14 protein-coding genes are annotated in these 10981 nt (G+C 69.8%); all 14 read right to left on the reverse strand.

Features of this window, described 5'->3' with window-relative positions; genetic code table 11:
• On the reverse strand, positions 1–754 hold a 754-nt coding region (gene rpsC, locus ACU436_RS42055; protein ID WP_459032780.1), incomplete at its 3' end, for a 30S ribosomal protein S3.
• 5 nt (positions 755–759) lie between these two features.
• Positions 760–1389: a 50S ribosomal protein L22 gene (gene rplV, locus ACU436_RS42060; RefSeq protein WP_459032781.1), complete on the reverse strand. Its 630-nt coding sequence runs from the start codon at positions 1387–1389 to the stop codon at positions 760–762.
• 8 nt (positions 1390–1397) lie between these two features.
• Positions 1398–1670, reverse strand: a complete 273-nt coding sequence (gene rpsS, locus ACU436_RS42065; RefSeq protein ID WP_183342553.1) for a 30S ribosomal protein S19 — start codon at positions 1668–1670, stop codon at positions 1398–1400.
• A 14-nt stretch (positions 1671–1684) separates the two neighbouring features.
• A complete protein-coding gene (rplB, locus tag ACU436_RS42070) occupies positions 1685–2524 on the reverse strand; it encodes a 50S ribosomal protein L2 (RefSeq protein WP_459032782.1) in 840 nt (279 codons plus the stop codon).
• On the reverse strand, positions 2524–2820 hold the full coding sequence (rplW, locus tag ACU436_RS42075; RefSeq protein WP_459032783.1) for a 50S ribosomal protein L23: 297 nt from the start codon (positions 2818–2820) through the stop codon (positions 2524–2526). Before rplW ends, rplB begins: the two co-directional genes overlap by 1 nt.
• Before the next feature lie 2 nt (positions 2821–2822).
• Entirely contained in the window at positions 2823–3455 is a 633-nt protein-coding gene (rplD, locus tag ACU436_RS42080; protein ID WP_459032784.1) for a 50S ribosomal protein L4, read from the reverse strand.
• The gene (rplC, locus tag ACU436_RS42085; protein WP_459032785.1) at positions 3448–4065 is read right to left on the reverse strand and encodes a 50S ribosomal protein L3; all 618 of its coding nucleotides are present in this window, start codon (positions 4063–4065) and stop codon (positions 3448–3450) included. The genes rplD and rplC overlap by 8 nt, the downstream gene beginning before the upstream one ends.
• A 1-nt stretch (position 4066) precedes the next feature.
• Entirely contained in the window at positions 4067–4384 is a 318-nt protein-coding gene (gene rpsJ / locus ACU436_RS42090) for a 30S ribosomal protein S10 (protein ID WP_041731781.1), read from the reverse strand.
• 177 nt (positions 4385–4561) lie between these two features.
• Positions 4562–5746 carry an elongation factor Tu gene (gene tuf / locus ACU436_RS42095; RefSeq protein ID WP_459032786.1) on the reverse strand — a complete coding sequence of 395 codons (1185 nt, stop codon included), beginning with the start codon at positions 5744–5746 and terminating at the stop codon, positions 4562–4564.
• A gap of 116 nt (positions 5747–5862) precedes the next feature.
• On the reverse strand, positions 5863–7965 hold the full coding sequence (fusA, locus tag ACU436_RS42100; protein WP_459032790.1) for an elongation factor G: 2103 nt from the start codon (positions 7963–7965) through the stop codon (positions 5863–5865).
• Between the two features lie 331 nt (positions 7966–8296).
• On the reverse strand, positions 8297–8767 hold the full coding sequence (rpsG, locus tag ACU436_RS42105; RefSeq protein ID WP_459032787.1) for a 30S ribosomal protein S7: 471 nt from the start codon (positions 8765–8767) through the stop codon (positions 8297–8299).
• On the reverse strand, positions 8767–9162 hold the full coding sequence (gene rpsL, locus ACU436_RS42110; RefSeq protein WP_012932815.1) for a 30S ribosomal protein S12: 396 nt from the start codon (positions 9160–9162) through the stop codon (positions 8767–8769). Before rpsL ends, rpsG begins: the two co-directional genes overlap by 1 nt.
• Before the next feature lie 40 nt (positions 9163–9202).
• Positions 9203–10333: an alanine dehydrogenase gene (gene ald / locus ACU436_RS42115; protein WP_459032788.1), complete on the reverse strand. Its 1131-nt coding sequence runs from the start codon at positions 10331–10333 to the stop codon at positions 9203–9205.
• Between the two features lie 63 nt (positions 10334–10396).
• A partial coding sequence (locus tag ACU436_RS42120; RefSeq protein ID WP_459032789.1) for a PucR family transcriptional regulator occupies positions 10397–10981 on the reverse strand: 585 nt, incomplete at its 5' end.

Here is a 10981-nt window from a genome sequence, read left to right on the forward strand (position 1 = left end):
GACCGCCGCCCTGGCCGCCGCGCCCGCGACCGCCACGGCCGCGGCCGTCGCGCTCGCCGCGCCGACCGCGATCGGGCGCCTGCGGGCCCGGGTCGTCCATCTGGGTCAGATCGGCGCCGGTGTAGCCCTCGGGCATGATCTCGCCCTTGTTGATCCAGCACTTGACGCCGATGCGGCCGAAGGTGGTGCGCGCCTCGTGGAAGCCGTAGTCGATGTCCGCGCGCAGCGTGTGCAGCGGGACGCGACCGTCCGAGTAGCCCTCGGTGCGGGCCATCTCGGCGCCGCCGAGGCGGCCGGAGACCTGGACCTTGACGCCCTTGGCGCCCGAGCGCATCGCGCTCGTGAGCGCGCGCTTCATCGCACGGCGGAAGGCGACGCGGTTCTGCAGCTGCTCGGCGATCGACTGCGCGACGAGGCGCGCGTCGAGCTCCGGGCGCTTGATCTCGAGGATGTTGACCTTGACCTGCTTGTCGGTGATCCGATGCAGGTCACGGCGCAGCGCGTCGACCTCGGAGCCGGACTTGCCGATCACGATGCCCGGACGCGCCGTGTGGATGTTGATCTCCACCTCGTTGGCGTTCTTGCGGATCGTGATGTCGGACAGCCCGGCGTGCGAGAGACGGCCGACGATGTGGTCGCGGATCGCGATGTCCTCGACGAGGTAGTCGGAGAACTGCTTCTCGTTGAACCAGTTCGACTTCCAGTCGTGGATGTAGCCCACGCGGAGCGACTCGGGATGGACTTTCTGCCCCATGGTGTCTACTCCTTCGGCGCGAGCAGGATCGTCAGGTGGCTGGTGCGCTTGCGGATCGGCGTCGCGCGACCCATCGCGCGCGGCCGGAAGCGCTTCAGCGTCGGGCCCTCGTCGGCGTGTGCCGCCGTGATGACGAGGTCGTCGCCGTCGAGCTCGTGGTTGTGCTCGGCGTTGGCCACCGCGGACTCGAGCAGCTTGCTCCAGTCCTTCGCGACGGCGCGCGGCGTGAAGGCGAGGATGGCGCGGGCCTCCTCGACCGATCTGCCGCGGATGTGGTCGCAGACGAGGCGGGCCTTGCGGGCGGAGGAGCGCACGTACTTGGCGTGGGCGCGCACGACGGTGCGCTCGCCGGGGGCCGGCGCGGCCTTCTTCGCGGGCCCCGCTCTCGCGGCCGCTCTGCTCGGCTCCTGCTCGGCGTCGGCGCTCGCCGCCGCTCTTCTCGCCGCTCTTCTGCGTCTCGGCGCTGCTCTGGCCTCGGCCTCGGTGGACTCGTCAGCCGCAGCGACGGGCTCCTGCGACGGCTGCTCGGCCGTCGTGGGCTCCGTCTCCCCGGACTCAGGGGCCCCCGTGTCGGTGGCCTCGGTCTCCGGCATGTTCGCCTCGGACGTCTCTGTTCTGTCGTTCTCGTCTGCCATGGAAATCTCTAGCGGCGCTTGCCGGTCTGGGTGTGGCCGCGGTAGAGGCGCGTCGGCGCGAACTCGCCGAGCTTGTGCCCCACCATCGACTCGCTGACGAAGACCGGGACGTGTCTGCGGCCGTCGTGCACCGCGATCGTGTGGCCGACCATCTCCGGGAAGATCGTCGAAGTCCGCGACCAGGTCTTGATCATCTGCTTGGTGTTGGCCTCGTTCATTCTCTCGATGCGCGCCATCAGGCGCTCCTCGACGAACGGGCCCTTCTTGCTCGAGCGGCTCATCTGGTCGTCACCCTCTAGCGCTTCTTGCCGCGGCGGCGGCCGCGGACGATGTAGCGGTCGGACTGCTTGCCCTTCTTGCGCGTGCGGTAGCCGAGCGTCGGCACGCCCCACGGCGTCACGGGGTGACGGCCGGGAGTGGTCGAGCCCTCGCCGCCGCCGTGCGGGTGGTCGACCGGGTTCATCGCCGTGCCGCGCGTCTGCGGGCGGACGCCCAGGTGACGCTTGCGGCCGGCCTTGCCGATCTTGACGTTCTGGTGGTCGGCGTTGCCGATCACGCCGATCGTCGCGCGGCACTCGGCGCGGACCATCCGCATCTCGCCGGAGGGCAGCCGCAGCGTCGCCATGTCGCCGTCCTTGGCGAGCAGCTGGACCGAGTTGCCGGCGGAGCGGGCGATCTGCCCGCCGCGGCCGGGGGTCAGCTCGACGTTGTGGATGACCGTACCGGCGGGGATCCGCTCCAGCGGCAGGCAGTTGCCGGTGCGGATCTCGGCCTCCGGGCCGCTGACGACGGTCGCGCCGACGGCCAGTCTGGCCGGCGCGAGGATGTAGCTCTTCTCGCCGTCCATGTAATGCAGCAGCGCGATGTACGCCGAGCGGTTCGGGTCGTACTCGATGTGCGCGACCTTCGCCGGCACGCCGTCCTTGACGCGCTTGAAGTCGATCCGGCGGTAGAGGCGCTTGGCGCCGCCGCCGCGATGGCGCGAGGTCTTGCGGCCGTAGGAGTTGCGGCCGCCCGACTTCGTCAGGCCCTCGACGAGCGACTTCTCCGGCTTGTCGCGGGTGAGCTCCGAGAAGTCCGGATAGGTGACGAAACGACGACCGGGGCTCGTCGGCTTCGGCTTGCGGATCGCCATTACTCGCTCCCCTCCAGACCCTGGAAGATCGGGATCGTGTCGCCTTCGCCGACCTGCACGATGGCCTTCTTCCACGTGCGGGTGCGCCCGGAGGTGTACCCGCGCCGCTTGGGCTTGCTTCTGACCGCGACCGTGCGCACGTCGCGCACTCTCACGTCGAACAGCTCCTCGACGGCCTGGCGGATCTGCGTCTTGTGCGCGTCCGGGTGGACGCGGAAGGTGTACTTGCCGATCTCGGCGAGCACGAAGCTCTTCTCCGAGACGACGGGACGGATGATGACCTGGCTGGAGTCCATGGCTACGCCGCCTCCTCCTGCGCGGCGCCGGTGGCGCGCGCGGTGATCTGGGACAGCGCGCTCTCGGAGATCAGCAGCGAGGCGGCGCCGATCACGTCAGCGACGCCGGCGTCCTCGACCGGCAGCACGAGCACCCGCTCGAGGTTGCGGAACGACAGCCCCGCGTTGGCCTCGTCGGCGTCGAGCAGCACCAGCGTCGGGTTCGGCTGGCCCCAGTCGCTCAGCAGCTTCGCCGCGGTCTTCGTCGACGGCGCGTCGAAGCTGGTCGCGTCGAAGACGGCCAGCGAGCCGCGGTCGGCCTGGACCGACAGCGCGCTGCGCAGCGCCGCGCGGCGCGCCTTGCGGTTGACCTTGAAGGTGTAGTGGCGGGGGGACGGGCCGAAGACCGTGCCGCCGCCCTTCCAGATCGGCGAGCGCGAGGAGCCGGCGCGTGCGCGGCCGGTGCCCTTCTGGCGCCACGGCTTGGCGCCGCCGCCGCGGACGTGGCCGCGCGTCTTCGTCGCCGCGGTGCCCTGCCGGAGCGCGTTCAGCTCCGAGCGGACCGTCTCATGGACGAGCGGGCCGTTGAACTTCGCGGTGAACGCCAGGTCGTCGAGGACGACCTCACCGCCGCCGAGCTTGGGAGCGCTAGGCATCGGTGCGCACCTCCACCGTCCCGCCCTTGGGGCCCGGAACCGAGCCGCGGACGAGCATCAGATTGTCCTTGCCGATGATCTCGACGATCTCGAGACCCTTCTGGGTGACGCGCTTGTTGCCCATCTGGCCGGGGCCGCGGATGCCCTTCATCACGCGGGCGGGCCAGGCGGAGGCGCCGATCGATCCCGGCGCGCGCACGTTGTGCGAGCCGTGGGACTTCGGGCCGCGTCTGAAGTTGTGCCGCTTGATCGTGCCGGCGAAGCCCTTGCCCTTCGAGGTGCCGGCGACCTTGACGGTCTGGCCGGCCTCGAACGACTCGACCGTGACGGTCTCGCCGACCTGCAGCTCGCCGGCCTCGTCGCGAAACTCGACGAGATGGCGGTGCGCGGAGGCGTCGGCCTTCTTGAGGTGGCCGAGCTCGGCCTTCGTGAGGCTCTTCTCACGGCAGGCGCCGAACGCGAGCTGCACGGCCTCGTAGCCGTCGCGCTCGAACGTGCGGACCGCCGTGACCGGGCAGGGCCCGGCCTCCAGGACGGTGACGCGCTCGACGCGGCCGTCGTCCAGGAAGCGCTGGGTCATCCCAAGCTTCTTCGCGAGGATCGCAGCCATCTCAGCTCGCCAGCCTGATCTCGATGTCGACGCCCGCGGGCAGGTGATCGAGGCGCTGCAGCGAGTCGACCGTCTTGGGCGTCGGCTGATGGATGTCGATCAGCCGCTTGTGCGTGCGGATCTCGAAGTGCTCCCGCGAGTCCTTGTCCTTGAAGGGGGACCGGATGACGCAGTAGACGTTCTTCTCCGTCGGCAGCGGCACGGGCCCGGACACGGTCGCGCCGGTACGAGTCGCCGTCTCGACGATCTCCTTCGCCGCGGTCTCGATCGCCGAATGATCGTATGACTTCAGGCGAATGCGGATCTTGTTCTGGGCCAGAGTTGCCACTGTTGCCTTTGGTTCGTTCCGTCCGGTACTTGCTGTCTTGTTACGTTTGCTCTTTTGCGCGCTGAAGGCGAGTCCCTGGGCCTTCCGGGACCCGCCCGCTTGATCGTATCTCTCGACTTCAGCGCGAATGCGGCGGGACCTGGGCCCCGCCGCGGTGCAGCTCGGGTGCTACTGGATGACCTCGGTCACGACCCCGGAGCCGACGGTGCGGCCACCCTCGCGGATGGCGAACCGGAGACCGGCGTCCATGGCGATCGGCTGGATCAGCTCGATCTCCATCTGGATGTTGTCGCCCGGCATGACCATCTCGACGCCCTCGGGGAGGTTCGAGACGCCCGTCACGTCCGTCGTGCGGAAGTAGAACTGAGGACGGTAGCCGGTGAAGAACGGCGTGTGACGGCCGCCCTCCTCCTTCTTGAGGATGTAGACCTCGGCCTTGAACTTCGTATGCGGCGTGATCGAGCCGGGCAGGCAGAGGACCTGGCCGCGCTCGATCTCCTCGCGCTTGGTGCCGCGCAGGAGGCAGCCGACGTTGTCGCCCGCGCGACCCTCGTCGAGGATCTTGCGGAACATCTCGACGCCGGTGACGACCGTGTTGGTCGTCTCCTTGATGCCGACGATCTCGACCGTGTCGCCCGTTCTGATGATGCCCTGCTCGACGCGGCCCGTCGCGACGGTGCCGCGGCCGGTGATCGAGAAGACGTCCTCGACCGGCATCAGGAACGGCTTGTCGAGGTCGCGCTCGGGCTCCGGGATGTAGGAGTCCAGTGCAGCGGCCAGCTCGACGATCTTGGCCTTGTAGGCCTCGTCGCCCTCGAGCGCCTTCAGCGCCGAGCCCGTGATGAACGGGATGTCGTCGCCCGGGAAGTCGTACTCGGAGAGCAGATCGCGGACCTCGACCTCGACGAGCTCGAGCAGCTCCTCGTCGTCGACCATGTCGGCCTTGTTGAGGAAGACCACGATGTAGGGGACGCCGACCTGGCGCGCGAGCAGGATGTGCTCACGCGTCTGCGGCATCGGGCCGTCGGCCGCGGAGACCACGAGGATCGCGCCGTCCATCTGCGCCGCGCCCGTGATCATGTTCTTCACGTAATCGGCGTGGCCCGGGCAGTCGACGTGAGCGTAGTGACGGTTCTCCGTCTGGTACTCGACGTGCGACGTGGCGATGGTGATGCCGCGCTCCTTCTCCTCCGGAGCGTTGTCGATCTCCGCGAAGCTGCGCGCCTCGCCACCCATCTTCTCCGCCAGCACCGTCGTGATGGCTGCAGTCAGCGTCGTCTTGCCATGGTCGATGTGACCGATGGTGCCGACGTTGACATGCGGCTTATCGCGCTCGAACTTCTCCTTCGCCACTTTGGGTTGCTCCTTGGAAATCGGTGTGGGGATCGCCTAGATGGGCGAACCTCGGAAATCTATCTCAGTTCCGCGTTTCGCGCCTGCTGAATCGGCGCGTCGCGGAAATTCCCTGCTCAGGCGGCCTGTTCGCCCCCGGACCGCGCCTCGACGACCTTCTCGGCGATGTTGGGCGGCACCTCGTCGTAGCGATCGAACACCATCGTGTAGTTGGCGCGCCCCTGCGTGTTGGAGCGCAGATCGGTCGCATAGCCGAACATCTCCGACAGCGGGACTCTCGCCGTGACGACCTGCGCGTTGCCGCGCGCCTCCATGCCCTCGACGCGACCGCGACGGCGGTTGAGGTCGCCGATCACGTCGCCCATGAACTCCTCGGGGGTGACCACCTCGACGGCGAAGATCGGCTCCAGCAGCACCGGCTTGGCGCGGCGCGCCGCCTCCTTGAGCGCCAGCGAGCCGGCGACCTTGAACGCGATCTCGGAGGAGTCGGTGTCGTGGTACTTGCCGTCGACGAGCGTCACTCTGACGTCGACGACCGGGTAGCCGGCCTTGACGCCGGTCTCGAGCGCCTCCTCGACGCCTCTGCCGACGGCCGGGATGAACTCCGACGGGACCGAGCCGCCTCTGACCTGGTTGACGAACTCGAAGCCCTCGCCCGGGTTCGGCTCGATGTTGACGTAGACGATGCCGTACTGGCCCGAGCCGCCGGTCTGGCGCACGAAGCGGCCCTCGACTCTGGTGGCGGTGCCGCGCACCGTCTCGCGGTAGGAGACCTGCGGGCGGCCGACGGTCGCCTCGACTCTGAACTCGCGCAGCATGCGGTCGACGAGCACCTCGAGGTGCAGCTCGCCCATGCCCGAGATCTCGGTCTGCCCGGTCTCCTCGTTGGTGCGGACCTGGAAGGTCGGGTCCTCCTCGGCGAGGCGGCCGAGCGCGACGCCCATCTTCTCCTGGTCGACCTTCGTCTTCGGCTCGATCGCGACCTTGATGACCGGCTCGGGGAACTCGATCGTCTCGAGCTTGATCGGTCTGTCGGGAGCGCACAGCGTGTCGCCGGTGACGACCTGCTTGATGCCGACGGCGGCGGCGATGTCGCCGGCCGAGACGTCCTCGAGGTCGACGCGGTCGTTGGCGTGCATCTCGAGGATGCGGCCGATCCGCTCGGTCTTCCCGCTCGTCACGTTGAGGACGCGCGAGCCGGCCTCGAGCTTGCCCGAGTAGACGCGGAAGTAGGTGAGCTTGCCGACGTAGGGGTCGGCGGCGATCTTGAAGGCGAGCGCGGAGAAGGGCGCGTCGTCGGAGGCCTCGCGGGTCGCCTCGCGGCCGTTCTCGTCGCCCTTGACCGGCTCGACGCCCTCGACCGCGGGCACGTCCAGCGGCGAGGGCAGGTACGCGACGATCGCGTCGAGCAGCGGCTGAACGCCCTTGTTCTTGAACGACGAGCCGCAGAGGACCGGCGTCATGCTGAGGTCGAGCGTCGCCTTGCGGATCGCGGCCTTTATCTTCTCGACCGGGATCTCGGCGTCCTCGAGGATCAGCTCGACGAGCTCGTCGTCGTAGTTGGAGACCTCCTCGAGCAGGTGCTCGCGCGCCGCGGCGGCCTCGTCGGCCAGCTCGGCGGGGATCTCGACCGTCTGGACGTCCTTGCCGAGGTCGTCGTTGTAGATGATCGCGTGGTTCTCGACGAGGTCGATGATGCCCTTGAGGTCGGCCTCGACGCCGATCGGCAGCTGGATCGGCACCGGGTGGGCGCCGAGGCGGTCGATCATCGTCTGCACGCCGCGCGTGAAGTTCGCCCCGATGCGGTCCATCTTGTTGATGTACGCGATGCGCGGGACGTGGTACTTGTCGGCCTGGCGCCAGACGTTCTCGGACTGCGGCTCGACGCCGGCGACCGAGTCGAAGACGGCGACCGCGCCGTCGAGCACGCGCAGCGAGCGCTCGACCTCGACCGTGAAGTCGACGTGACCGGGCGTGTCGATGATGTTGATGCGGTGTCTGTCCCACTCGCACGCAGTCGCGGCGGAGGTGATCGTGATGCCACGCTCCTGCTCCTGCTCCATCCAGTCCATCGTCGCGGCGCCCTCGTGCGTCTCGCCGAGCTTGTGGGTCCGCCCCGTGTAGAACAGGATCCGCTCGGTCGTGGTCGTCTTGCCGGCGTCGATGTGCGCCATGATCCCGATGTTCCGGGTCTTCTCGAGGGCGTACTTGCGTGGCATGGGCTCGGTTTCTACTCGCGGTCGGTCGTCGACGATTTGGGCACAAAAATGGCCCCAGCGGGGCCCGGTCCTGACTGAGATGTCGTCCCGGGGCTCTTGCGTCAGTTCGTCGAAGTCTCCATGGGTCGTTACCTCCGGGGCTGGGGGCGGGACGCAGCGGCGCATGCCCCCGGGAGGCGGCGAAGGAATATAGCAAAAGACGGCGGGTCGCTCGGCCCGCTCGGGCTTTTCGCCCCCCTCCCCCGCGCATGCCGGTCGCGGGCGTCGTTAACGACGACGCGCCGCTGTGAAGCCAGCGGCGCGCGGAATGGCGGGGAGCGGCGCGGGCGCGCTACCAGCGGTAGTGCGCGAAGGCCTTGTTGGCCTGCGCCATGCGGTAGATGTCGTCCTTGCGCTTGAAGGCGCCGCCCTGCTGGGACTGCGCGTCGAGCAGCTCGTTGGCGAGCCGCTGCGCCATCGTCTTCTCGCGGCGCTGGCGGGCGAACAGCACGAGCCAGCGGACGGCGAGCGTGCGCGCGCGGCGCGGCTGCACCTCGACCGGCACCTGGTAGGTGGCGCCGCCGACGCGGCGGGAGCGGACCTCGAGCGACGGGGTCAGCGCCTTGACCGAGGTCTCGAGCGCCTCGATCGGGTCTCTGCCCGTGCGCTCGGCGAGGATCGCGAGCGCGTCGTAGACGATGTGCTCGGCGGTCGACTTCTTGCCGTCCAGCATCACCTTGTTGATGACCTGCTGGACGAGGCGGGAGCGGTGAAGGGCGTCCGGCTCGACCGGCCGGATCGACGCTGCGGCGCGACGGGGCATTACTTCGCCTTCACTCCGTACTGCGAACGAGCCTTCTTGCGGTCGCTGACGCCGGCGGCGTCGAGCGTGCCGCGGACCACCTTGTAGCGGACGCCCGGGAGGTCCTTGACGCGGCCCCCGCGGACGAGCACGACGGAGTGCTCCTGAAGGTTGTGACCCTCGCCCGGGATGTAGACGGTGACCTCCATCCCGTGCGTCAGCCGGACACGAGCAACCTTGCGGAGGGCCGAGTTCGGCTTCTTCGGCGTCGTCGTGTAGACGCGCGTGCAGACGCCGCGGCGTTGAGGCGCGGCGACCTTGGTCTTGCGGCCTCTGCCGGACTTGAGGCCCGGGGTGGCGAGCTTCTTCTTCGGCGTCTTGCGGCCCTTGCGGACAAGTTGGCTGGTAGTCGGCATGTGGCGCGCAATGCTAGCAGCGTTGGGCGATTCGCAGCCCCTACGCGGCGCGCGCGGCTCCGAGCGCCTCCTCGACCGGGACGTGGGCGGCGCCGACCGCCTCCGCGACGGGAGCATACGTGACCGCGCCCGCGACCACGTTGAGGCCCTTCGCCAGACCGGGATCGTCCTGCGCAGCCCGCTGAACGCCGACGTCGGCGAGCTGGCGCACGTACGGCAGCGTCGCGTTGGTGAGCGCGTGCGTCGCGGTGATCGGGACCGCGCCCGGCATGTTCGCGACGCAGTAGTGGGCGATCCCGTCGACCTCGTAGGTCGGGTCGCTGTGGGTCGTCGGTCTGGAGCTCTCGAAGCAGCCGCCCTGGTCGATCGAGACGTCGACCAGCACCGCGCCCGGCTTCATCAGCGCCAGCTGCCGGCGCGCGATCACGCGCGGCGCCTTCGCGCCGTGGACGAGCACCGCGCCGATCACGAGGTCGGCCTCCGGCAGCCGCTGCTCGATCGTCAGCGTCGTCGCGAAGCAGGTGTCGGCGCGGCCGCCGAAGACGCGGTCGAGCTCGCGCAGCCGCTCGATGTCGCGGTCGTAGACGAAGACGGTCGCCTCCATCCCGATCGCGATCAGCGCCGCGCGCATGCCGACGGTGCCGCCGCCGATCACCAGCACGTTGGCGGCCGCGACGCCGGGGACGCCGCCGAGCAGGATCCCGCGCCCGCCGAGCGGCTTCTCCAGCATGAAGGCGCCGGCCTGCGTGGCGAGCTTGCCGGCGACCTCGCTCATCGGCGCCAGCAGCGGCAGCCGGCCGCGGCCGTCCTCGACCGTCTCGTAGGCGACGCAGGTCGCGCCCGAGGCCATCAGGCCGCGCGTCAGCTCCGGCGCCGGCGCCAGGTGCAGGTAGGTGAACAGCAGATGGCGCGAGCGCAGGCGCGCGACCTCCTGCGGCTGGGGCTCCTTCACCTTCACGATCAGCTCGGCGCCGTCGAAGACGGCGTCGGCGTCGGCGGCGATCCGCGCCCCCTGGGCGGCGTAGTCGTCGTCGGCGATCGCCGAGCCCTCCCCCGCGCCGCGCTGCACCAGCACCTCGTGGCCGGCGTCGACCAGCTCGCGCACGCCCGCCGGCGTGAGCGCGACCCGGTACTCGTCGGTCTTGACCTCGGTGGGGACGCCGACCCTCATCTCGACCTCGCATTCCTCGCAGTCGCGGGCTGTGAGAGGAGTGTTTCCGTTCGGGGGCCGGTTTCAGTCGCGCACCAGCTCGCGGCCGCGCAGCGCCAGCCAGAACTCGATCCGGTCGCGCGCGCTGCCCATGCTGCGGCCGGTCAGCTCCTCGACGCGGCGGATGCGGTAGCGGAGCGTGTGGCGGTGGCAGTAGAGCCGCTTGGCGGCGCGCTCCCACTGGCCGTTCTCCTCGATGAACGCCTCCAGCGAGCGCATCAGCTCGCCGCCGTAGGCGCCCTCGCTCTCCTCGATCGGCGCGAGGATCGAGTCGCAGAACAGCCGCAGCGCATCGTCGTCCTGCAGCGACAGCAGCAGCTGGAAGGAGCCGAGCTCGCGGTAGGTGGCGACCGTCGTGCGCGCCGCCGTCCCGCCCGGCTCGGCGCCGTCGCCGTCGCCGTGCGGCCGCGCCAGCGCCAGCGCCTCCAGCGCGCAGCGGGCCTCGTGGAAGGAGCGGCGCGCCTCCGCGCTGTCGACGGCGCGGCCGGCGCCGAGCCGCAGCGGCGCCGCGAGCGTGCGCGCGGCGCGCTCGGCGATCCGCCGCGCGAGCGCGAACAGCTCGTCCTCGTCGTAGCCCGGCACGAGCGCGCCGATCAGCCCCTCGTGGAC

It is taken from the genome of Pseudonocardia wallangbongensis (assembly GCF_054486945.1).

Coding starts and splice junctions, on each gene's coding strand:
- rplD (WP_459032784.1), bottom strand. CDS start 3,455: ATGCCTAGCGCTCCCAAGCTCGGCGGCGGTGAGGTCGTCCTCGACGAC.
- ald (WP_459032788.1), bottom strand. CDS start 10,333: ATGAGGGTCGGCGTCCCCACCGAGGTCAAGACCGACGAGTACCGGGTC.
- rpsG (WP_459032787.1), bottom strand. CDS start 8,767: ATGCCCCGTCGCGCCGCAGCGTCGATCCGGCCGGTCGAGCCGGACGCC.
- rplB (WP_459032782.1), bottom strand. CDS start 2,524: ATGGCGATCCGCAAGCCGAAGCCGACGAGCCCCGGTCGTCGTTTCGTC.
- rplC (WP_459032785.1), bottom strand. CDS start 4,065: ATGGCTGCGATCCTCGCGAAGAAGCTTGGGATGACCCAGCGCTTCCTG.
- rpsL (WP_012932815.1), bottom strand. CDS start 9,162: ATGCCGACTACCAGCCAACTTGTCCGCAAGGGCCGCAAGACGCCGAAG.
- rplV (WP_459032781.1), bottom strand. CDS start 1,389: ATGGCAGACGAGAACGACAGAACAGAGACGTCCGAGGCGAACATGCCG.
- fusA (WP_459032790.1), bottom strand. CDS start 7,965: ATGCCACGCAAGTACGCCCTCGAGAAGACCCGGAACATCGGGATCATG.
- rpsS (WP_183342553.1), bottom strand. CDS start 1,670: ATGAGCCGCTCGAGCAAGAAGGGCCCGTTCGTCGAGGAGCGCCTGATG.
- rplW (WP_459032783.1), bottom strand. CDS start 2,820: ATGGACTCCAGCCAGGTCATCATCCGTCCCGTCGTCTCGGAGAAGAGC.